Origin of the sequence: Bacillus sp. 7_6_55CFAA_CT2 (genome assembly GCF_000238655.1) — a bacterium.
In the GTDB taxonomy this organism is placed as follows: domain Bacteria; phylum Bacillota; class Bacilli; order Bacillales; family Bacillaceae_G; genus Bacillus_A; species Bacillus_A cereus.
Genome location: NZ_JH414710.1, coordinates 372,112 through 393,705, shown reverse-complemented (window position 1 = coordinate 393,705; position 21,594 = coordinate 372,112). Strand labels below are relative to the sequence as shown.

Genomic DNA, 21,594 nt, shown 5'->3' with positions numbered 1-21,594 from the left:
AAAATCATCCTTTTTTCTTAAAAGAGGATGATTTTTTTATATTTATTAACACTCAAATATGCTACTACTTTTGAAGAGTAAATTGGGCAACTATTTGTTTTAATTTTCCTGCTGCGTTATGCATATGTTCAATTGAAACCGAAATCTCTTGAACAGATTTTTCTTGCTGTTGAATAGACTCTTTTACCCTATCAGTTCGGTCAGATGATCTTTGGGAAATTTGAGCCATGTCTTCTGCAGAAGCCGAGATTTCCTCACTACTCGCTGCAATTTCATCTGTAGACATAGATACCGTTTGAATTTGCTCAGATACTTGCTGTACTTTTTCTGTAATTGTTCCAAATACTTTTTCTGTATGCATTACTACTTGTGTACCTGCCTGTACCTCATTATCTACTTTCCCCATCATATGTACCGTATGGTTCGTTGTTCCCATAACTTGAGTAATAAGATTCTCAATTTGTTTTGCAGAATCACTAGATTGTTCTGCTAATTTCCGCACTTCATCTGCCACAATTGCAAATCCTCTACCACTTTCACCAGCACGTGCAGCCTCTATTGCGGCGTTTAATGCTAATAAGTTAATCTGGGAGGTAATACCTTGCATAACATCAATGATTTTAACAATTTCTTCTGATTGTTCTTTCATAGTCCCTACTTGTTTCACACCGCTATGTACCGAATTTTGGATTGTATCCATCTGTTGAATCATTTGTTTCATTAATTTGTTACCATTCTCTGCATCTAATGCTGATTGAGCAGATAATTCATTTACAGAGGATGATGTATTGACTATACTCTGCATTCCTTGCGTCAACTCTTCCATCGCACCCGCAGTTTGTTCCATTGCTTGCATTTGACTCTCTGCACCATTTGCAACTTCTTCAATATCCATAGTGATTTTCTTCGCTGCACTACTAGATACTTCTGATGCAGATACTACTCCGTCTGCATGTTGGAATAAAAGCTGAATATTATTCTCTACTTCTTGCATATTTGTTCTTAGCCCTGCAATCATCTCGTTAAAATTACTTACTAATATACCTAATTCATCCTTAGCAGTATAATCACCATGTACGGTTAAATCTCCTTCTTTCGCTCTTTCCATCATACGACTAACCGTTTGTAAAGGAGCAACTATAAGCTTGCTAATAATATAACTTACTATACATATAACGATTGTAGTAACTACTACAAGAATGATAAAGGTAATAACGGAACGATCAATCATTTTTTGAGAATCTTTAAATACTTGGTCAGCTAAATTTGAAACATACGATTCTAGATCCACTGCATAACCAGCTAACTCTATTCCCTTCGGTTTTAATTCCTTCTCAAATTCATTTACCATTTGTGGCTCGTTTGTTGCCTTCGCCTTTTCAAATAATTTTTTATATGTATCTTTATAACTTGGCAAAGATTTCTTCATCTTCTGAAACAGTTCATCCTCTTGCTTACTTAAATTAAAACCATCATCATATTCTTTTAATAAAGAATCATATTTTTTAAGATCCTTTTCAATATTATCAATTATTCCCTCTTTATTTGCCACTTCATTTTGTGATACCGTAATTAATTCTAATAAATTATATTCTAGTGAATTTTGTGTGCGAAGCATTCCTTCTAATAAAATTGCAGAATATTGATAATCATCTACTACAACCTCTGTATCATGCTTAATCTTATTAATAGAACTAATTGCTACACTGCTCATAATTACCATACCTAAAACTGCTAATGAAATAAGCGACAATAATTTATATTTCACTTTTAAATTTTGTAAAAAATACATTTTTCCACCTTTATTCCTTTATATATAGATTTTTAGAATTTTATAGCTTATTATTTACAAAATCGCAATAAAAAGCAATGATAAATATTCCCAATATCAAACTTATATCCCTATAAAAAAAGAAGTAGCTATCATGCTACTCCTTTTTGCTTTGTTTCTCATATTGTTCAAACGTATGAATTCTTTCAAAAATTGGTGGGTGCGTGTATAAGAAAAATTTTACTAACGCAGGCGGATTTACTTGGCTTAAACTTGTTTTTGATAAATATTGAAAAGTTTTCACACCAGATTTCCCGTCCTTCGTCATATTTAAAGCATATTGATCTGCGGCTCTTTCTTCTATACGTGAAACGTAGTTTGTTGCTGGTTGTGCTGCAAAAGAGAGTACAGAAGAAATTAAGAAAAATAAAGGTAAAATGGAGAAACATGCTACTTTTGAAATTTGCAATGTATCTCCCCATTTGCGAATACACATATTTATAATACGACTAATTAAAAACATACCTATAAACGATAGCAATACATAACTTGCAACGCCAAAATATATATGTTTCATAACATAATGCCCCATTTCATGAGCCATTATAAATAAAATCTCTTTATCTTTTAACTGCTTAAGCGTTGTATCCCACATTACAATACGGGCGTTAGGACCAATTCCTGTTACGTAAGCATTTAATGCATTCGTTTTTTCTGACATGTTTACTTCATATACGTGTTTAGCAGGAATGTCCGCTTTGTCTGCTATCGCTAAAATTTTCGTTTCTAATTCTTTATTTTTCAGCGTCGAGAAGTCGTTATAAAGCGGATCAATAACGACAGGCTGTATGAATGTTAAAAAGATTGTAAATGGAACAGAGAGCGCCCATCCTGCGAGCCACCATCTCTTCGGAAATTTACGGATAAGCCATAATAGAACGGTAACTACGATTAACATAGTCGCATAACTTTCCCAAAAACCGATAACATGATCTTTTATCCAGCTTTGTGTACTTTGTGTTGAAATGCCGTAATCAACGGACACTTTCCGGCCAATCCATTGCATCGGTAAGGCAAGCACTGTTGTCAATAATGATAAATAAAAGAAATAAATCGCAACTTGCAAAACACTTATTTTAGTCGTTTCCTTCGACCATTTCTCAAACTTTCTTGAAATACCTAGCACAAGTACAAATAATAAAATAATCCATTCAAGAGGCGTCGCTAAAAAGTATAGTAAATTTTTCACGCGCGAATAATCTTGGCTTAGCGTAAGCTCTCTAGCACTCATAAACGTTTCTGGATCTGCACTCGTTCCCTTATACATGTCCGGAATAAGTTCATGATTCCATCCAAATAAATACCAATATATAAGTAACGCAAATCCAACGTACAAAAAAAGCGACCAACCGATAACCTTCCTCACGCTATTCCCTCCTCTATGCTGCCTGTCTATTATTATTGTAAGTTCGTACACGCTAAATTAGAACAAGCTTATTATGTGAATTGCTCTGGATCTTTTTATTTACATAAAAAAACTCTTCTACATAAGAAGAGTTTTACCTATCTTTAAACACTTTCTTCGGTTCACAATCCGTACACTTACAAACCAACACGTACCCTACTTCCTTTTTAGATAAAATAAAAAGCCTCTTTAAGGAAGTACATCTATTAATAAACTAAAATCTTGTAAAGAGAAAGAACTATATTTCATAATACCCTGTACAGCTAAAAGTAAAACAAGACCGATCACACACATATAGTTAACGCTTTCTTCATTCTTTTTTTCAGTAACCACTCCACCACTTATACATAAAATCCCTAGCAAATGGAGCGCTAAATACATGAAAAAATAAGCTTCCTCCCAGCGCAAAATAACATTCACTGTCGTTATTAACACTAGACTAAGTAAAATCAAATAAAAAAACTTATTTGATGATATCGTTTCATTCATATAATTTTATACATCCCTTTCAAATTTCGAATTAATGATGTTTCAAAGCTATAAAGTAAATGCTTGTTTTCATACCATAAAACAAAAGGAAAGCCACCATTACTTTCTCGAATACTTTATGAATCCACATATACTTCTCTTCATTCTTTCTGAAGATGCGCTTCATCATTTCTTCTACAATTAGACCAAATATTAGTAAACCCCCGAACACAATAAGAAGAGAAATAATATTTTCTTTTAAATGAGTACTAGAAAATACGTAATACTCTGGAAACACAATCGTATCTACTACAGGTTGAAGCCAATGACAAACACTTCTATCACACATATCTGTAATAGACGTAGAATCTATAATGTCTTTTAATATTTTTTCAACCGTCTTCTTCATCTTATTTACTCCCGACTACATCTGAAAAGCTCTTTTTCTGCTCTGCATATATAACCGGCACTTCTTTACTCCAATATTTGCGATTAACAAATAAAAAGATAAGTACTAAGTTTAATCCTGTTATAAAAATAATAAGTCCAGGAAAGAATGTCGTATAATTTGAGAAATCGGCAAAACTCATAATTTTTTCTCTACTTATTAGAAAAGACGCACCTATTACAAATGCATTGTTTAACATATGTATTGCAATTGGCATGAGTAAACTTTTCGTACGAATATATACGATTGACAATACGATGCTGAATATGGCTGCACCGAGGAAATCAACATGTAACAACGCAAACAATATTGCTACAACGATGGTCGCTATGCTCGTTCCCCATTTTGTTGCAAAACGTTGAAGTAAAAATCCGCGAAAAACAAATTCCCCGATAATTGGTGCGATGAATACGACCCTAATGACTTGAGATACATATCCCCCAGTACTATCTACAATTGGTTCATGCAGGGCGTTCATAATAAAGTCCGGTGTAATCCATGCAAAACTATACATATACAAAATAAGATACCCGTAACTAAACATGCATAACATAACCGTAATGTATAAAACTTGTACCAAGTTAAATGTTTCATTTTTATTAACAAATAATGAAAATGAAATGTGGTGCTTTCTATACTCATAAGAAATCCATACCATCGGAAGGATATAGAATATAAGGATATTTATAAAAGAAGAATTTTGTATATGAAATATACTTGTTAGCAAATCGCCACTACTTCTCGCTATTAAAATTAATAGTGCAAATACAATTAAAAAATATCTAGCTCGCATCACTTGAAACGGGTTCACACTCATCTCCTCCCCTATGTTACTTTTATCATATCATTTGATTCTTAATTTTTTGCGAAAGAAAACCTTAAAATTTCCTTAAAAATTCCATAAGTTACAAAATGATGATATGATATTCGAGAAAATTAGGAGGGATGTTTATGTACCAAGCAAATATTTTACTCGTTGATGATGAAACAGCAATTTTACAATTACTAACTACCATTCTTGAAAAAGAAGGCTTTTCTCATATTACAACTGCAACATCAGCTGAAATGGCTTTATCTCTAACTAAGCAAAACAATTACGATTTAATTATTTTAGATGTAATGCTTCCTGGACAATCTGGTTTTGATATTTGTCCAATCATTCGCCAACAAACAGATTGTCCAATTTTCTTCCTATCAGCAAAAGCATCTGATTTAGATAAAATATCCGGATTTTCATACGGTGCAGATGATTATATTACGAAACCATTTAATCCATTAGAAGTAGTAGCACGTATGAAAGCACAGCTTCGGAGACATATGAAACAAACCGTACCACACGAACAAAAACCACACTCAATTTCATTTGGAAGATTTGAAATTGATCAGCACTCTGCAGAACTAACAGTAGATGGGCACATTGTCGAATGTTCTGCTCAACTCTTTCAACTACTACTCTTCTTTTGCGAGAATCCGAACTACGTATTTTCGAAAGAGGAAATATATGAAAAAGTTTGGGGAGCACCTGCCTATAATGGCGATGACAACACTGTTATGGTCCACATTCGAAAACTACGTGAAAAAATTGAACACGATCCAAGTAAACCAGAATATATAAAAACCGTTCGCGGGCTTGGTTATAAGTTCGTTACAAAGTAGGGTGACGATATGAATTTTAATAAACGACTTATTATTCAATTTATCATGCAACACATTTTTGTTTTAGTTACATTACTGATTGCTGTAGTAGCGGCTTTCACGTATTTAATTTTTCTTGTTACGAGTACTTCATACGAACCGAACATTCCAGATTCTGATAATTTTATGATTGCAAGATATATCTCTTCAGAAGATGGTGATATTTCGTTAAAAGCTGAAGTAAAAGACTTAATTAAAGAGAAAAATGATTGGATTCAAGTTGTGGAGGAAAACGGAAAAGTTCTCTATCACTTTAATACGCCTAGTGACGTGCCAACATCTTATACGAAAGCATCATTATTCTCGTATATACAGAATCATATAGAAAGCCCTTATACATTTAAATATTGGGAAATAGAATTAGAAGAAAAGAACGTACTTGTTATTTATGGCGGTATGTTAAAAAGCAATGTATTACTGAAAACGATCCAGAAAGAGCACCCTTCTGTATCTACAGATACGTTCACATTAACAGAAGAAGAAAAACAGTTACTTTCTAAAGAAAAGGCTACTCTTCAAATCTTTAATAGTGGCGGCGAAGAAGTATTCTCCTATCCAAATGGAAAGAAAAAAACGTTTTCTGCCATACAAGCTGCTCTTAACGCAAAAGAACCATGGAATCATAAAGAAAACACGTCTAGCTTTTACGATGCAAATAGTGGCAACCTTCTCGTTGTAACTGCAAAAAATGAGCACTACTATCCAGATGACGAAATTGAAGATGTATTTACTAAGAAGTTTCTCATCGGATGCGGATTAATCCTTCTTATCGTATTTGTTTATTTAGTCATTCTTTCTATTTGGTACGGTAATAAATTCGGAAAACCGTTATTACATGCGATGCGCTGGCTAAAAAATATCGCTGGTGGAAAGTATGAAGAACCTATTAGTAAAAAAGGAAAACCTGTCAGGTTCCGGCGATCTGGTAAAGAAAAATGGTCATTCCGTTTGTTTAGAGATGTAACAAGTTCACTAGAACACCTTTCTATTACACTCAAAAAAAATGATGCGATGAGGCAAGTCCTCCAGCAAACACGAGAAGAATGGATTACCGGTCTAACACACGACTTAAAAACACCACTTAGCTCTATATATGGCTACGCACTATTACTCGAATCGAATCAATATAACTGGACTGATCGTGATATTCAGCAATTTGGTAGTGTTATGAAAGAGAAATCTCAATATATGACGACATTAATTGATGATTTAAGCTTAACGTATCAATTAAAAAATAACAGCCTTCCTGCCCAACACGTAAACGTTGAAATCAATCAGTTCGTCCAAAAAGTATTATTGCAATTTATTAACAATCCAACACTTCAAAATCAAAATATTGAATTCGTACCGAGCTCAAATAAAATTCAATATTTCATTGAAGAAAAATGGTTCCAGCGTATTATCGAAAACTTACTAGTAAATGCTGTAAAACATAATAACGAAACAACTACTGTCATCGTAAAATTATCACAAAACGCTAATTCCTTTACACTCTCCATTTCAGATGATGGAAAAGGAATGGATGAAAAAACGAAAGAACTTCTATTCGAACGATATTACCGCGGAACAAACACAGAAGAAAGCAACATCGGAACTGGACTTGGCCTAGCCATTACAAAACAGCTCGTTCATGCTCATAACGGGACAATTTCCGTTGATAGTGCACTCGGAAAAGGAACGACGATTATTCTTGTGTTTCCGTTTCGTTCGTAGGAAAGACGCTATGTGGCGTCTTTTTTTCTTTTCTGGGAGAGTTTTGCGGTAATTGAAATTATGCAGATCGTTTTTTTGGGATGTTTTAGCGGTATATGAAATTATATCGGCGATTTTTTGAATATATCGGCGCAACTCGAATTATATCAGCGATTTTTTGAATATATCAGCGCAACTCGAATTATATCAGCGATTTTCTAGATATATCGACTTACCGACAAAAACCGACAATACTAACCTACTTCCCTACTATACAAAGTAAAAATAAAACTATTAACAAATACATTTCTAAACTGTTATACTATAAATAGAAGTATAAACTAACTAAGTTTTGCATAAAATGAAGTAGACGAGGTGCTTCCAACACCCCGTCACTGCAACTAATTACCGTAAGATGGAAGGTTGCAACTAAAGCTTATTTGCGCTTAGAAGACTTCCCACGCTTCGCAGGCAGACGGGTGGTCTTCTTTTTGCGCTTTTTTTGCCGTTAATTTCTTAAATCCCAAAACTATACCTTCTCTAGCTATAGTTTTTGTGATTTCCAACAAAATTTGCAAAAGAAATTCCATACGATTACACCTCCTTTCTTCACCAAATGAAGAAAGGGCATAACCTTCCACCCGCAATATTTAATTGCTATTTTATTTTACCATTTTCATATGTATTACAGATAAAACAATACAAATTTAACAATCCACTTATAAAAAAAGCGAACCATCTCCCAATGATTCGCTCTTACCTTATTATTTTTTCTTCACCGGTATCCAAAGCTCTACTTGTGCAAACTCACTTTTATCTTCGTGGCAACGCTCATCGTACAGTTCAAACTCTGTAACTCCGCAATGTTCATACCCTGAATGTGGGAACCATTCTGAGAATACTGCATTCCAAGTTTGGTGAATAGACGATACCATTTCTTTATGAGGAACTTTCGGCGTTGTAAATACTGCATATGTTGCTGCAGGGAAAGTACGCTTTGCAATTTCATTTGGTACATTTTCAAAGTCTGTAACTTCCATTCCGATAATATAAGTGAAGTCCCCTGTTTCTAAATTAAAATCAGTACATAATCCAAGCTCTACCCATTGGCTCGTATCTTTACGATTCGGAATCGTTGTTCCAAGATCTTTTTGTAAATATTCTTGCCAAAATGCTGGGATGTCTTGATGGTTTTTCCCTTCTTTACTTGTCGTCTTCAGTTCATAACCTACCATTAAAAATTCTGGTTTATTTACAATACGATATTCCATTTGTATGCCTCCTAAATACGGATTTAATTTTCTTTGCTTTACATTCACGCTGTAATACATCGGTGTTTCAATTTCTTGTTTTCGATATTCACTCGGTGTCATTTGAAATAATTTCTTAAAGGCTCTCGTGAACGTTTCGTGAGATTGAAAGCCATGCTCAAATGCGATATCAATAACTTTTTCATCCGTATGAGAAAGTTGATAAGCTGCCCGGGCTAACCTCCTCTTTCGAACATACTCCATTACTGTATCACCTACTAACGCCTGAAATACACGATGAAAATGCGACTCAGAAAAACCTGCAATACGTGCTAAATTACGCAGCGTCTGTTTTTCCATGACATCTTCCTCAATATAATCAATTGACCTTTGAATTTGTGTTTCATAGCTTTCCATCTCTGTTCACCCGCCTTATATGTATTATGATAAAAGAGAATCCTATCCAATTCTTGACGTTTTTTACTATATTTTTAAAAACAAATGTAACTTTTTGATATGTATTTCGTTGTTATGTATGAAGGGAGGGAAATGTAGTGAAACGCAAACAATCATTAGAAGACATTTACTCCAAGCACATGCAAGATTTATTTCGCTATCTTCTCTCCCTAACCGGAGATTCTCACTACGCGGAAGATCTCATGCAAGAAACGTTTTACCGCATGCTCATCCATATTGACTATTATAAAGGAGAAGAAATTAGGCCGTGGTTATTTACAATTGCCTACAACGCCTTTATCGATTGGTATCGAAAAGAAAAAAGATATAAAACAACGACAGTGGAAGAATTCCATTTACCAAACGTACCAAGTACAGAACACTCTTATTTTGTAAAACATGAGATTGCTAGTTGGTTAGACAGTTTATCTTCGCTTCCCCTTGAAAGACGAAATGTTCTACTATTACGAGATTACTACGGATTCTCGTATAAGGAAATAGCAGAGATGACTGGTCTCTCACTAGCGAAAGTGAAAATTGAATTACACAGGGGACGAAAAGAAACACAAGGCATAAAGGAGTGATTAGGATGGGTTGTACAAAGTTTAAAAAACTATGGGAGAAATACGAAAACGGAACGCTCACGCAGGATGAACAAGAGCGGTTAGAAAGTCATATTGAAACATGTGAAGAGTGTGACGATTACTTAGATGATTTGCTTTCAAAAAGTGAACCGATAAAGAAAAGACTACCACCACAAAATCTAAAAGTCCCGTTTTGGAAAATAAAATGGAAACAGCGTTGGCAAACCGTTAGTTTTGTCCTTGCTGTTTGTATAGCAATCTATTTTGTTGGTCATTTTGCATCTTCCTTTTACTTCTATTCGAACGAAATGAAAAACTTCCGGAAAGTGGATGATATACCAGCACTCGCAATAGAAGCAACAATGCCAAATAGTCGTTCCGCTGGAGGAAATACGAAGGTTAAACCTTTCTTTCGTACAGAAACTGAAATGGATTTATATAAAACGATCGGTAAAAAAGAATTTCCAATTGGTACAGTAACAATGCGTAGTTTCTTATCATCTGTAACTGTCACAAATCAATCTTGGGAAAACAGAGCCTATTCAAAAAAACTTTCCTTTGTTCATCCAAAAATTAAGGAAGAAGCTTCTTTGAAAGAATCATCTAAAAAAGTTTGGGATACACTTGGAAAGATACATGAGGGTACCGTTGCAGAATTAGCGATATCTTTCGATAAAGTTTACACTTTACAAGAAGTCGAATCCATTCTATATAGCGCATTTGAAGCACAAGAAATGCCACCAACTCCTTTATGGTACGCCTTAGACACAGGACAAGAAAGAATAAATGAAGACGATTTTCTCTTGCATAGCGGAGAAGTTATCGGATTTCGAGAACATATAAATCTTCCTGAAAATGAAACAAAAAAACTACACACAAAAGAAGATGAAGTAATCGAAATGATGCGCATTCTTTCTATAAATAAAGAAACTGTAAGTAAAACGACTTGGACTCGTGAAAAGGATCTGAACTTAGATAAGCGCTATCAGTATATAAAAGATAACGGCGTTAAAGTATACGGCATGGTCATTACTGGCCCGTCGAAAGAATTATTGAAATTACAAAACTCACCGAATGTGCGTTATGCGACTCTTGGGGATATTGAGGTTTGGAATTGGTTTGATCAGTGATGAGGAAAAGGAGAGCAAAGATATGCTCTCCTTTTTAATCCGAAATCACTTTCACATACATCCCTCTCAACGCTTTTTCATAAGCGACCTCGCTCATCTGTCTTATTTTTTCCGACACAACAGACGATGGAACAACTTCACCTTCACGAAATAATGGAGAATCAATGAGACGGACTTTATTTTTCTGATACAAATCATAATCGTTTCTATCTTCTTTTACTTTTACATTCGGATGAACTTTTCTTAATAAAGCATGTACTTCTGAATCAGTACATTGCTGCAATTTCGAAATAAGCTCCTCATCTTCAAGAAGAAAATCATCTGCATGAATAATCCTTTTATGAAGAGCTACCTTTAACGTTTTCGCTAACATATCATTTCCGTAAATATTCATTGGTTCCATAAAGAAATCGATTACTTCCTTGTAATACGTTTCTGTAAACCATTCCGCTATTTCGATATTTTGCAGAACCATTTCCCCCTTTACTTCGATGACATCCTCTAAAAAACTGTGAACTTCTTCTAAAGAAACATACCCATATGTATACATATCTCGTAACGTATAATCCACTCGATCTGCACATAATTCGGGCGCTGACCTTTCCAGTAACGTCCACTTCGAATCATCTAATAAAATATCTTCATAGTTATAACCATACTTCGCAAGGATCGCTGGAATTTCTGAGTTTTTCACAACAGAACTAAATATCTCTTCATGATAACTTTCATCTTCATTATCAAAAACGTAATCAATCACATGGGAAAAAGCAGTATGTGATACGTCATGTAGTAAACCAGCAATCTGTTCTTCTACTGAACCACCTAGTTTTTTCACTAATAACATAACACCAACTGAATGATCAAAGCGCGTTACATTCCATTTCTCGTTCATTAAGTAACTTGCGCCTGCTTGATGAATTCCCTTTAGTCTTTGCATAGACTTACTTGAAATTAATTCTTCTACTACTTGATCCACTTCAAATTCTCCGTATAGTACATCTGATATGATCACTTACAATCCCCCTTTATTTTAATCGAGTCTTATAATCTTATCTCTTTTATGAAATTAGCACCAACATAAATATTTATTGTTATTTGTTTTTATTTAAAAAAATAGAGAGCCATCAGCTCTCTATTTCATAACCCCTATTCAAATGTAACTTCTACCTGCACAATCTCCGACCTACTTCCAAGTCTAAGCGGTGGTCCCCAAAATCCAAATCCAGAAGAAACAATTGCGTGGAACGCGCCTTTTTGTGCGTATCCCCAGTCTAGCTCGTACATTCTTCTCGTTACAATATGATTGGGCGCCATTTGTCCGCGGTGTGTATGACCGGATAATAATAAATCTACACCTGCCGCTGCTGCTTGTTTCAACTCAAATGGCTGGTGATCCATTGCGATAACAGGCATCGATTTATCTACCGTACTCATTAATTGTTCAAAGCTTTGACGATCTCGCTCTGTTTTATCTCTTCTTCCAACGAGATAAAAGTCATCTTCAATTGTAATTACTTCATCTAAAAGAATACGAATATCAATCTTATCCATCTCTTGTAAAAACTCTGGAACCGCTCTACCGTAGTATTCATGGTTCCCTAAAACACCATATACGCCTAATGGTGCTTTCATTTGTTTCATGATTGGTCCCATATTCTTTTGAATGAACACACCTGGATGATCATCGATAATATCACCTGGTAGCAAAATAATATCGGGCTCCATCTCATTTACATGACGAACAAGTCTTTTTAAATGCGAAACGCCAGACAGTTTACCGAAATGCATATCAGAAGCCATCGCAATGCGTAAACTTTTACGCCCCTCTACCTTTTTCGGTATGTGCACCTCGTACTTTCTTACTACCGGGCTATACGCATTAAATACTCCATACGCAAAGATAAAGATAAATGCAGCTATCACAGCCGCCCCTGTCCAAATAATTGCCGCTTCTTTCTCTACTGAAAACTGTAAAAGAAAGACCATAATATTAGCTAATGGCAACAGCATAAGCGCATATTGTATAACCGCAAACCAAATCGAACCTATCGTTCGCAGAAATGGCAAAAACTTAAACACTTGCACGAGAATGTACGCATATGAAATAAATGCAACTATAAAAGCATAATATCCCCAAGATTCCCAGCCAAATACCGCATGAAGCCAAACCCATCCGTTCCAGCCAATGTAAAACATAAGTAGTGTGTATATAATTAATATGGTAAATATATTGAGATAACGAAGATTCTTCACAGCCAGCCTCCTTATTGATTTCTTCTATTATAACTTGTTATGCACTTATAACGTAAATATTAAGCGCTTCAATCTTCAGAATAAGAACATTGATAAACATATTGTCTTAAAATTTTTAAGAACGGCTGTAATGGACATTTTTGAGTCTTAAGTGTTGGATGAAATTCTATTATCTTTATCCTTCAAAACTCATCTATGCAATTATGCATAACCATCCATTCCGTTTTATTTTCATGTTACGATATAAATGTAATACGACATATATCGACAAAGATAAAAGGAAGTGATTGTATGAAACGTTCTAAAACATACTTAAAATGTTTAGCATTATCCGCTGTTTTTGCTAGTAGCGCTGTAACTCTTTCAACACCTGCTGCTTATGCTCAAACAACATCGCAAGTTGTAACAGATATCGGACAAAACGCAAAAACACATACGAGCTATAATACATTTAATAATGATCAAGCTGATAATATGACAATGTCTTTAAAGGTAACTTTTATCGATGACCCAAGCGCTGATAAACAGATTGCCGTTATTAATACAACTGGTAGTTTTCTAAAAGCAAATCCTACTATAAGTGATGCACCTATTGATAACTACCCAATCCCTGGCGCTAGTGCAACATTACATTATCCTTCACAATATGATGTTGCATTTAACCTTCAAGATAACAGCGCTCGTTTCTTTAACGTAGCACCTACAAATGCTGTAGAAGAAACGACTGTAACATCTAGCGTATCTTATCAACTTGGTGGCTCTGTTAAAGCTTCTGTAACGCCTAATGGCCCTAGCGGTGAAGCTGGTGCAACTGGTCAAGTCACTTGGTCTGACTCTGTAAGCTATAAACAAACTAGTTATAAAACAAATTTAATTGACCAAACGAACAAAAACGTAAAGTGGAACGTATTCTTTAACGGATATAACAATCAAAACTGGGGTATTTACACACGTGACTCCTATCATTCTTTATATGGAAACCAACTGTTCATGTACTCTCGCACATACCTATATGAATCTGATGCAAAAGGTAATTTAATACCGATGGATCAACTTCCAGCATTAACAAATAGCGGTTTCTCTCCTGGTATGATTGCTGTTGTTATCTCTGAAAAAAATACAGATCAATCTAACTTACAAGTCGCTTATACAAAACACGCCGATGACTACCAACTTCGTCCAGGCTTCACATTCGGAACTGCAAACTGGGTTGGAAACAACGTAAAAGACGTTGATCAAAAAACATTTAATAAATCATTTACACTAGATTGGAAGAATAAAAAGTTAGTAGAGAAAAAATAAGTAAAAAAACGAAGGGACTATTTAGACTCTTCGTTTTTTTACTTATTCATAATAAGATCCCGCGAGTAATACCGTCGCTATGAAATTCCATGATATATTTTTAGGCATCTCTTCACCTTTATTTTGAAAAGCATCCATTAAAATATCAATGCTTTCGTCACTTATAATCAATTTATCCCCTTTTATTTCCTTTTTATAAAAAGACATATTTCCTCTCCTTTACTCTCTTATACATATCCCTTGAAGACTCTCTTTTTCTTTCTATCACACTAAAACACGTACCACTTCTTCTAATAATAAACCCAACCACTCATCCAATTTGTTTCAAAACACTCTAATACATTCAGCCTTCTTTCCATAGTACTATTTCAACATTATACTCATTTTTTTAAATTGATAGGCTTCAACAATAGACTTAAAACTTATTAATTCTTTACATACAATATCTTTCATATACATCAAAAACCTCTCGTTTATTCTAAACATAAAAAATAAGCATCAAACTTCCTTAATATTAATAAGTTTGATGCTTACTCACAATTATTATTTAAAACATTTTTATCAAACCGTAGATAAACGATGTGGATCACAGAAAGTTTCTGTATCAATCTCTTTTTCCAGCCAAAGGTCAAAGAGCGCACTAATATCTCCATCTCCTTGTTCCATCATATACTCTTTTTCTGCTTGATGAATAGGTAATAACCAAAATAAATCAAGCTCCTTTTCTTCAAAAAACTCCATTAGCTCTGGAGACTCTCCTGCCTCAATAACTGCCGGGCTTACTAAAAGCACATTCATTGAAAAATCAGATTCAGCATCCGCATTAGAAATTGTATCCCCGTAATCAAATGAGGTTTCATCTATAAATGGATAATGTGCTAATCCAGCAAGCAAATCAATTATTTCATCATTTTAATTTGCATTTAACCAAATTAATTCTCCTTTAGCACCATTGATCATATATTCAGCTGACATCCCTAATGTCACATATGTCCATACTGGCCTATCTTCATTTTTCGGGAATTCTAAAACGTATAGCATTCCTTTTTTTAGAGCGGTATTATCTAATTCTACTCTTTTAGCTACTCTTTTAGCTCCTCTTTCACCCCAGGTATATTCAAGAATCTGACTAGGCTCTCCAAAATGTTCATAGTACTTTTTCTGAATGTCACTTAATTTATTTTTTCGAAAAAAATTCATTTATGCTCTACAACCCTCTTTCTACTATACAACCTTGTTATTAAAGATAGATTTCTTCTTTCCAACTACTGGATTTAGATTGAACTACTATTAGATTTTCACTTTCCCATTTTAATGTCCCTAAGAATCTAGAATATACCATTTCATTCCCTACCTCTTCCACCAATAGTTGATCTCGAATCTTTAATCCCTTTTCATCATACACTTCACATCGTAGTTGGAAACCTTTAACACGATGAATTCCTTTTAATATCGCTATCCTCTTACGGCTTGGGCTTTTCTTAGGTGTCTTCCCAACTAAAAATATTCCTTCATAGTTTTGCTTCACAATTTCATCTAAAGATTCCTCTATATACCCTTTCACAACAGATGATGAAAGAGTAGAGTTTTCTTCAAGTCCAGGGACAACATATTGGCGTACTAATTTGCAAAACTCTTTGTATTTCTCTTCAACTGAATTTAATGCTAAAAAGTCCATAAAATCATATGGAACATATATACGAATTTCACCCAAAGCTCTATTCACTTCATATGAAATATCAGTGTTTTCGTTAGCTAAACAAAAGACAGTTACTTTTTCAATCTCTCTTAATCCCATCTCAAACTCGCTAACTTTCTTTGAGAAAATTAGCTCAAAAATTCTAATTTCATGTACAAGCAAATAATGTTTTTTAGGACGTTTTTTTTCCAATCGTAAAACTTTACTTCAAGCAATATAATTCACTCCTTTAAATTTATCACCATGCATCGAGGACCTATGATACCTTTTATTAATTTATTAAACTGTACTCCTTTTTCATTCTACCTTATCTATATTTTTAATATGCTCTACTCACAACGCACACGGTGACATAACAGCCATAAATACATCACTTCTCTCACCTGGTGCTATATACACTCCTTCTGCATCTAAATATTCAATGGAAAAGGCTGCTAGCTCATACGCCATTTCTTGATCGCATTCAAAAAGTGGATTTATAAAAACCTCACTTCCTGTAATCTTTTGTAAATCTTTCAAACAGTTAGACTTACTTCTTGCATAATCAGCCACATTCTCATTAGCCCAAGACCACATCCAACTGTTACTCTTTTCAGACCAAGAACCTATAAAAACAACACTAAATTCAAGTAATACTTGACCATTTTTTTAAAACTGTAATATACATTGATCTTGATCATACCAATACTCATCAAAGTTATAGATATTATAATCTGAAATGAATTTTTGCTGTTTACTTTCTAATTTGTCATAACACATAACAAGATAATTTTCGAATTGTTCATCCGTCATTGCCAATTATCACACGCTCCCTTCCTTCAAGATCTCCGCTACAAACAATATATCTTACTCTCTCAAAACCTATATAAAGTGAAACTTTAATTAGCCCTTACCAATTGGGCTTTTACCAGTAGCCCCCGCCCACATATCATATACGTTTCTATCACTAAGATATCTTAATATATACAAAGAAAGAAGAACTTATATAAGCCCTTCTTTCTAAATCTTTTTCTATCCCTTCAGCACATCTGGATAATCACTTGATTTACCATTAAAGAAGTTCAATCCGATTTGCTCTTTCATTTGTTTTTCTAATAATAAAAACTCTTCTTCCTTCTTATTATCTAAAACTATTAATAGTCCCTTTTTTAGCAGAAAAGAATTAGACCACGAAAGGGATTGAAGCTTATCTTCCTCTATAAAATCAACAAATAATTTCCCGAAATAATTATATTCAAAGATTCCAGGTATTCTATTTTCTATTGAGCCTGTTATATGTTGTCTATATATGCTTCCCTCATCACTAATATATCCGTATATAGCCTTAAATTCTGATACCAACTTTTTAAATACCGCTACAATTTTATCCTTATATTTCAAAAAGACCTTGTTTGAAAAACCAATTACTAAATAGTTGACGGGTTTTTCTTTAGGACTCTCCCACCAATTTACCATCAGGGAAATACCTTTTCCTTTTCCCAGCATTCCACCTGCAGTACCTATCATCTCATCTAAATCAAAATCATAGCACCCTGGTTCAGCATGTGTCCACATTTCAACGGCTTTCTCCATAGAGAATTCTTTATTAATTGGTTCATATAGCGCAATCTTTTGAAACTCTATCCCAATCTCTTGAATCAGCTGAAAAAATATCTTTGCATATATTTCTGAACTAATATTTTCAGTTGTATAAATATTCATTTCTACCATAATAACCCTCTTTTGTATATTTATTATTTATTGTACGTATAATACTTATTTTTCCCATGTTTAACTTTTAGTGTTCCCTTAGAATTTCCCATTAATTTTTTTTATGGTTTGGATACTTTAGAGTGTTTAGAAATTATTAAATTAATACGCTTTCCTGCCTTCGCATAGTCTTTAAACTGCTGAGTCTTCAATATTCTTCGGACATCTTTAATTTCGATAATTCTACCTTTAGACAAACTATCAGGAATACGGCTATTTACCTTTTTAGTATTTTTCTGTAATCCAAGTTCTTTTAATACTTTCTTTTCAAAGCTTTTACCTATATACATAGTGTCCGCCTTTTTCACCCAATTTTTTAGCTGCATAACGAGCTATATGAGGGGCAGCCATTCTTACTCCAACTACTAGTTTTTTCCCACCAGTTATAACGAGAACTATGTGGATAAATCTAAATGAAATAAGGCTCTTACTTTGTCCATAAATCCACAAAGTAAGAGCCTTATTTTTTCTATTCACGACTTATTTTAAACTTGATTTCTCAGAGGAGTAGACAAAAACATCCATTTTAAAAAGGAAGTCAAAATTACTTTTAATGAATGTCATCCTTCTGATAATTCGAGAAAACTTTCTTTGATATCAAAAACTTGTAAAATATCCTCTTCTAACTTTAGTGCATTAAAATCAGACTTCGCCTTTTCCCCTAGTATTCTAATAGATTGAATAATGTTTTTTAGTATCAATATTTTCCTCGCGGAATAATTTGCCGTTGAAAATGTTTCATAGTCAATCCTTAATCGAAAGTCTGCTACTTTACTCTTCTTTTTAAAAAGCTTTCTTTCTTTAAAGAAACCCGCATCTTCATATTCCGGAGTTATGTTAACTACTATAGGGATTATAGCTATTTCTTCTACTTCGCTACCATAATTATTACTATTTAATTTTTCAAGGTCACTACTGATTTCTGAAATTATATTTATAAATTCCTCAGCAATGTCTCCTTCTAATTCACCACTTAAAAAAAATCTCATAATCACTCATCCTTTTCAATAATCGCTTTTATTTAGCGGGGGACGTTTCCCATTATTTTTCTTTTTATACGCTAAAATCTTTTGATGTTGCCATTGATGCATTTGTTTTTTTGTCCCCTTGGCTTCGATTTTCATATAAGCATTATGCTGCTTATAAAATTTTTGCGTATACCTTTTAGTTCCTTGTGTTGTCTCGCCATATTTTAATACTGCCTGAGTTTTTTTATCCCTTAAAGAATATCCTACCGCAGGCGCTTTTGTAGCATGCGAATTTTTATGGACTCCGCCTTTTGACTGTGGTTTTGGTTTTGGTTTTGGTTTTGCTTTTGCTTTTTTTCTACGCTCTTGTTCTTGCTTTATTAATTGTAAAAGAGCCTTAACCCCTCGATTTCCCTCTGGATCTATCAACATCATTGGATTATTATTCACATACGTATATCCATTCTGTGTCACAGGATCATCTGCATCACCTGGATCAGGGTCTACCGATAAGAACGCACCGTGGTCTGGATTATAGTAACGGGCGATCAAGTAATACATACCAATCTCTTTATCATACATATATCCCGCATATCCAAATGGATTGTCAGTCGCGATACCTTTGGTATCACTCTTTAATACATTCCCCCATGCATCGTATTCATACGTGGCTACAACTTCTCTATTTTGGTCCGTCATCGCAACTACGTCACCACGAGGGTTGTAATGATAGTATACCGTTTGACCATTCAATTTCATAGCCAAACGTACACCATCTACTGAATATACATATTGACGAAGGACTTTTCCACTTCCGTCTGTCTCATATAATGGATTGATACTATCTCCATCATAGAAATAACGTGTCACTTTTCCTTCTACATTCTTTTCAATACGACGATTATCCTCATCATACTTATAGGTCGCGAATGGAGTAGTTGCCCCTTGTTTTGTAATCGATACAAGTTGATCGTCTTCATTCCATGTATACTTATACTTCCCATCCGATGTACGATTTCCATTCGCATCATACGTTAACGATTCGTTTCCGAATTTTACAAGCTGATTTCCTTCATTGAATGTTGCCGCTATAGACTTTGTTTCTTTTCCATTCTCTACAACTTTCACACTTGTACGGTTTCCAAATCCGTCATATGTGTATGATTTACTTGTTCCGTTTGGTAATGCTTCATTTAATAGTTGGTTAATCGGGTCGTATACAAAGTTTGTTTCTGTTACTTTTCCGCCTGCACCTTCATGCTTAATCTTCGTACGGTTACCCGCTTGGTCATATTCATATCGTTCAGAAAGAAGAATACTGTTTGATGTACCTACTACTAAATCTTTAATTTTGTTCGCATGGTCATAGTTAAAGGTAGAACCTGAACCATTTCCGGCTGTATACGTACGAACATTTCCTTGATCATCATAGTCAAATCGATACGTTTGAGAACCGTCTGTCACACGAATGTTTTGATCTAACGTGTTGTAGTCATACGATACTTTATTTGTGTATCCACCTTGCGTAATTGTTTGTTCTTTTAGTTTTTCTGTCTTACTGTTTGCTTTATCGTGGTATGCCCAATCAATTTTTCCGCCTCGGCTATCTGTTGCGCTTGTGACGCGGTCAGCCTTATCGTATGTTTTCGTGCGTTCTACGCCGTTGACAAGATCTTTCACTTTCGTAACTTGTCCATTTTGATCACGTTCAAATGTAAATGAATCTTTTCCGTTGCGCTTTTCACCAATGACACGGTCTGCTGTATCATAAACAGATTCTAAAATGGATCCATTTGGCATTTTTGTTTTAATCTTGTTTGCATTTTCATCGTACGTATATTCAATACGACGGTTTAACGCATCGATATACACTGTATTTTTATTATCTACATCATATTCATATTTGTGTGTTTGTGTTTTCCCACCAAACATGACAGATTTCTCTGTTGTGTTTCCATTATGATCAAATACTCAATTAAAGAAATTGTAGAAGGAACTGATATATCACAAGGATCTCTCTATCGAACGAACAATCAAAGAAAATTTGAAGAAACACAGAGGTGACAAATTTCTATATTTTTACTTTATGGTCTATGACAGTAACCCTGTCACTCCCCAATTTACTTGGATAGCTTGATGTGCATGACGTGCTACCCCGTATATAAAAGAAACCGAAGTCTTGGCTCAGACTTCGGTTGTTCAACTTACAATGAATGACACCAATTACTAGTGGTCACATAATATTTAGTCATACATGTTTATTTATGGATATCTTTTAAGAAACCTCGCAACAAATCCACATAGTGTCTTCATTGATCTTACTAGTTATTTCTGTTAGCCTTCTTGAACTTATTATGTGTAGATGATTAAACAAATACCAATGAATACTGTTACTATACACAATATAATAGTTGTTGCTGTATCTAGCAAAATGCTTACGACCAGGAAAACTATTAGTTTAAGAGTAAAAGAAGGTCCTTTTTCTTTCCATTGTCGATAAATTTGTACCATTGCATAAATTAATGGAATCATACCACCTATAATCAGAATAATTCCTATTATTTTTTCCATGTCTCTCCTCCCGTTAAAGATTCGAATCAATAAATATAATATATAATTATACGTTCTCAAAATATATTCTTACATTTTTGAAGTTATTTATAT

The 21,594-nt window shown here is 34.2% G+C and carries 22 protein-coding genes and 5 pseudogenes; 7 read left to right on the top strand and 20 right to left on the bottom strand.

Features of this window, described 5'->3' with window-relative positions; translation table 11 throughout:
* Positions 1-64: 64 nt before the first annotated feature.
* The 6 genes and pseudogenes from HMPREF1014_RS32625 to HMPREF1014_RS17600 form a co-directional block, all read right to left on the bottom strand.
* Positions 65-856 carry a methyl-accepting chemotaxis protein gene (locus HMPREF1014_RS32625; RefSeq protein ID WP_496204231.1) on the bottom strand — a complete coding sequence of 264 codons (792 nt, stop codon included), beginning with the start codon at positions 854-856 and terminating at the stop codon, positions 65-67.
* A gap of 156 nt (positions 857-1,012) precedes the next feature.
* A pseudogene (locus HMPREF1014_RS32620) lies at positions 1,013-1,792 on the bottom strand (MCP four helix bundle domain-containing protein); the annotation flags it as partial.
* A gap of 136 nt (positions 1,793-1,928) precedes the next feature.
* Entirely contained in the window at positions 1,929-3,197 is a 1,269-nt protein-coding gene (locus HMPREF1014_RS17615) for a M48 family metallopeptidase (RefSeq protein WP_001233318.1), read from the bottom strand.
* 228 nt (positions 3,198-3,425) lie between these two features.
* Positions 3,426-3,725: a DUF2101 family protein gene (locus HMPREF1014_RS17610; protein WP_001006050.1), complete on the bottom strand. Its 300-nt coding sequence runs from the start codon at positions 3,723-3,725 to the stop codon at positions 3,426-3,428.
* A 31-nt stretch (positions 3,726-3,756) separates the two neighbouring features.
* On the bottom strand, positions 3,757-4,113 hold the full coding sequence (locus tag HMPREF1014_RS17605) for a hypothetical protein (RefSeq protein WP_000754340.1): 357 nt from the start codon (positions 4,111-4,113) through the stop codon (positions 3,757-3,759).
* Position 4,114: 1 nt separating this feature from the next.
* Positions 4,115-4,963: a CPBP family intramembrane glutamic endopeptidase gene (locus tag HMPREF1014_RS17600; RefSeq protein ID WP_001067986.1), complete on the bottom strand. Its 849-nt coding sequence runs from the start codon at positions 4,961-4,963 to the stop codon at positions 4,115-4,117.
* A gap of 140 nt (positions 4,964-5,103) precedes the next feature.
* On the opposite strand from HMPREF1014_RS17600, the gene HMPREF1014_RS17595 reads away from it, so the two are divergent.
* Positions 5,104-5,808 carry a response regulator transcription factor gene (locus tag HMPREF1014_RS17595; protein ID WP_000283870.1) on the top strand — a complete coding sequence of 235 codons (705 nt, stop codon included), beginning with the start codon at positions 5,104-5,106 and terminating at the stop codon, positions 5,806-5,808.
* 9 nt (positions 5,809-5,817) lie between these two features.
* Positions 5,818-7,560 carry a sensor histidine kinase gene (locus HMPREF1014_RS17590; protein WP_001010433.1) on the top strand — a complete coding sequence of 581 codons (1,743 nt, stop codon included), beginning with the start codon at positions 5,818-5,820 and terminating at the stop codon, positions 7,558-7,560.
* 425 nt (positions 7,561-7,985) lie between these two features.
* Here HMPREF1014_RS17590 and HMPREF1014_RS31675 read toward each other — a convergent pair whose 3' ends face one another.
* Positions 7,986-8,129 carry a hypothetical protein gene (locus tag HMPREF1014_RS31675; protein WP_009327236.1) on the bottom strand — a complete coding sequence of 48 codons (144 nt, stop codon included), beginning with the start codon at positions 8,127-8,129 and terminating at the stop codon, positions 7,986-7,988.
* A gap of 174 nt (positions 8,130-8,303) precedes the next feature.
* Positions 8,304-9,206, bottom strand: coding sequence for an AraC family transcriptional regulator (locus HMPREF1014_RS17585; protein ID WP_000446847.1), 903 nt, complete (start codon positions 9,204-9,206; stop codon positions 8,304-8,306).
* Positions 9,207-9,343: 137 nt separating this feature from the next.
* Between HMPREF1014_RS17585 and HMPREF1014_RS17580 the strand changes: the two genes are divergently transcribed.
* Positions 9,344-9,829: an RNA polymerase sigma factor gene (locus HMPREF1014_RS17580; protein ID WP_000823986.1), complete on the top strand. Its 486-nt coding sequence runs from the start codon at positions 9,344-9,346 to the stop codon at positions 9,827-9,829.
* 5 nt (positions 9,830-9,834) lie between these two features.
* A complete protein-coding gene (locus HMPREF1014_RS17575) occupies positions 9,835-10,959 on the top strand; it encodes an anti-sigma factor (RefSeq protein ID WP_000501953.1) in 1,125 nt (374 codons plus the stop codon).
* Between the two features lie 34 nt (positions 10,960-10,993).
* Here HMPREF1014_RS17575 and HMPREF1014_RS17570 read toward each other — a convergent pair whose 3' ends face one another.
* Positions 10,994-11,971, bottom strand: coding sequence for an HD domain-containing protein (locus HMPREF1014_RS17570; RefSeq protein ID WP_000587061.1), 978 nt, complete (start codon positions 11,969-11,971; stop codon positions 10,994-10,996).
* Between the two features lie 134 nt (positions 11,972-12,105).
* Complete coding sequence (locus HMPREF1014_RS17565; RefSeq protein ID WP_000793735.1) at positions 12,106-13,212, bottom strand: metallophosphoesterase; 1,107 nt, start codon at positions 13,210-13,212, stop codon at positions 12,106-12,108.
* A 34-nt stretch (positions 13,213-13,246) separates the two neighbouring features.
* Here HMPREF1014_RS17565 and HMPREF1014_RS32495 point away from each other — a divergent pair.
* Both HMPREF1014_RS32495 and cytK2 read left to right on the top strand, forming a co-directional pair.
* Positions 13,247-13,360: pseudogene (locus HMPREF1014_RS32495) on the top strand (TetR family transcriptional regulator); the annotation flags it as partial.
* Between the two features lie 143 nt (positions 13,361-13,503).
* Positions 13,504-14,514: a beta-channel forming cytolysin CytK2 gene (gene cytK2 / locus HMPREF1014_RS17555; protein ID WP_000830623.1), complete on the top strand. Its 1,011-nt coding sequence runs from the start codon at positions 13,504-13,506 to the stop codon at positions 14,512-14,514.
* A 42-nt stretch (positions 14,515-14,556) separates the two neighbouring features.
* Here the strand turns inward: cytK2 and HMPREF1014_RS31670 are convergent, their stop codons facing one another.
* The 9 genes and pseudogenes from HMPREF1014_RS31670 to HMPREF1014_RS31350 form a co-directional block, all read right to left on the bottom strand.
* Positions 14,557-14,721: a hypothetical protein gene (locus HMPREF1014_RS31670; RefSeq protein ID WP_000011711.1), complete on the bottom strand. Its 165-nt coding sequence runs from the start codon at positions 14,719-14,721 to the stop codon at positions 14,557-14,559.
* Positions 14,722-15,075: 354 nt separating this feature from the next.
* Positions 15,076-15,408 carry a suppressor of fused domain protein gene (locus HMPREF1014_RS17550; RefSeq protein WP_000879446.1) on the bottom strand — a complete coding sequence of 111 codons (333 nt, stop codon included), beginning with the start codon at positions 15,406-15,408 and terminating at the stop codon, positions 15,076-15,078.
* A gap of 18 nt (positions 15,409-15,426) precedes the next feature.
* On the bottom strand, positions 15,427-15,714 hold the full coding sequence (locus tag HMPREF1014_RS32490) for a suppressor of fused domain protein (protein ID WP_001008991.1): 288 nt from the start codon (positions 15,712-15,714) through the stop codon (positions 15,427-15,429).
* A 40-nt stretch (positions 15,715-15,754) separates the two neighbouring features.
* Positions 15,755-16,312, bottom strand: a complete 558-nt coding sequence (locus HMPREF1014_RS17545; protein ID WP_009327234.1) for a hypothetical protein — start codon at positions 16,310-16,312, stop codon at positions 15,755-15,757.
* Between the two features lie 234 nt (positions 16,313-16,546).
* A pseudogene (locus HMPREF1014_RS31105) lies at positions 16,547-17,011 on the bottom strand (DUF6882 domain-containing protein).
* Between the two features lie 213 nt (positions 17,012-17,224).
* Positions 17,225-17,923, bottom strand: a complete 699-nt coding sequence (locus tag HMPREF1014_RS17535) for a hypothetical protein (protein ID WP_000229999.1) — start codon at positions 17,921-17,923, stop codon at positions 17,225-17,227.
* Between the two features lie 101 nt (positions 17,924-18,024).
* On the bottom strand, positions 18,025-18,288 hold the full coding sequence (locus HMPREF1014_RS17530) for a putative toxin (protein WP_255344394.1): 264 nt from the start codon (positions 18,286-18,288) through the stop codon (positions 18,025-18,027).
* A 234-nt stretch (positions 18,289-18,522) separates the two neighbouring features.
* Positions 18,523-18,951 carry an Imm44 family immunity protein gene (locus tag HMPREF1014_RS17525; protein ID WP_001210419.1) on the bottom strand — a complete coding sequence of 143 codons (429 nt, stop codon included), beginning with the start codon at positions 18,949-18,951 and terminating at the stop codon, positions 18,523-18,525.
* 15 nt (positions 18,952-18,966) lie between these two features.
* Positions 18,967-20,898, bottom strand: a pseudogene (locus HMPREF1014_RS31350) (RHS repeat domain-containing protein); the annotation flags it as partial.
* Between HMPREF1014_RS31350 and HMPREF1014_RS32235 the strand changes: the two are divergent.
* Positions 20,896-20,994 (top strand): annotated as a pseudogene (locus HMPREF1014_RS32235) (recombinase family protein); the annotation flags it as partial. The pseudogenes HMPREF1014_RS31350 and HMPREF1014_RS32235 sit on opposite strands and share 3 nt — an antisense overlap.
* Positions 20,995-21,282: 288 nt before the next feature.
* Here HMPREF1014_RS32235 and HMPREF1014_RS17515 read toward each other — a convergent pair.
* A complete protein-coding gene (locus HMPREF1014_RS17515) occupies positions 21,283-21,501 on the bottom strand; it encodes a hypothetical protein (protein ID WP_000411163.1) in 219 nt (72 codons plus the stop codon).
* Positions 21,502-21,594: the final 93 nt, after the last annotated feature.

Excerpts from the sequence above, each read along its gene's own strand:
- HMPREF1014_RS31675 (WP_009327236.1), bottom strand. The coding sequence starts at position 8,129 with ATGGAATTTCTTTTGCAAATTTTGTTGGAAATCACAAAAACTATAGCT.
- HMPREF1014_RS17585 (WP_000446847.1), bottom strand. The coding sequence starts at position 9,206 with ATGGAAAGCTATGAAACACAAATTCAAAGGTCAATTGATTATATTGAG.
- HMPREF1014_RS17525 (WP_001210419.1), bottom strand. The coding sequence starts at position 18,951 with ATGAGATTTTTTTTAAGTGGTGAATTAGAAGGAGACATTGCTGAGGAA.
- cytK2 (WP_000830623.1), top strand. The coding sequence starts at position 13,504 with ATGAAACGTTCTAAAACATACTTAAAATGTTTAGCATTATCCGCTGTT.
- HMPREF1014_RS31670 (WP_000011711.1), bottom strand. The coding sequence starts at position 14,721 with ATGTCTTTTTATAAAAAGGAAATAAAAGGGGATAAATTGATTATAAGT.
- HMPREF1014_RS17605 (WP_000754340.1), bottom strand. The coding sequence starts at position 4,113 with ATGAAGAAGACGGTTGAAAAAATATTAAAAGACATTATAGATTCTACG.
- HMPREF1014_RS17515 (WP_000411163.1), bottom strand. The coding sequence starts at position 21,501 with ATGGAAAAAATAATAGGAATTATTCTGATTATAGGTGGTATGATTCCA.
- HMPREF1014_RS17575 (WP_000501953.1), top strand. The coding sequence starts at position 9,835 with ATGGGTTGTACAAAGTTTAAAAAACTATGGGAGAAATACGAAAACGGA.
- HMPREF1014_RS17545 (WP_009327234.1), bottom strand. The coding sequence starts at position 16,312 with ATGGGATTAAGAGAGATTGAAAAAGTAACTGTCTTTTGTTTAGCTAAC.
- HMPREF1014_RS17595 (WP_000283870.1), top strand. The coding sequence starts at position 5,104 with ATGTACCAAGCAAATATTTTACTCGTTGATGATGAAACAGCAATTTTA.
- HMPREF1014_RS17535 (WP_000229999.1), bottom strand. The coding sequence starts at position 17,923 with ATGGTAGAAATGAATATTTATACAACTGAAAATATTAGTTCAGAAATA.
- HMPREF1014_RS32490 (WP_001008991.1), bottom strand. The coding sequence starts at position 15,714 with ATGAATTTTTTTCGAAAAAATAAATTAAGTGACATTCAGAAAAAGTAC.
- HMPREF1014_RS17530 (WP_255344394.1), bottom strand. The coding sequence starts at position 18,288 with ATGCAGCTAAAAAATTGGGTGAAAAAGGCGGACACTATGTATATAGGT.
- HMPREF1014_RS17610 (WP_001006050.1), bottom strand. The coding sequence starts at position 3,725 with ATGAATGAAACGATATCATCAAATAAGTTTTTTTATTTGATTTTACTT.
- HMPREF1014_RS32625 (WP_496204231.1), bottom strand. The coding sequence starts at position 856 with ATGCAAGCAATGGAACAAACTGCGGGTGCGATGGAAGAGTTGACGCAA.
- HMPREF1014_RS17590 (WP_001010433.1), top strand. The coding sequence starts at position 5,818 with ATGAATTTTAATAAACGACTTATTATTCAATTTATCATGCAACACATT.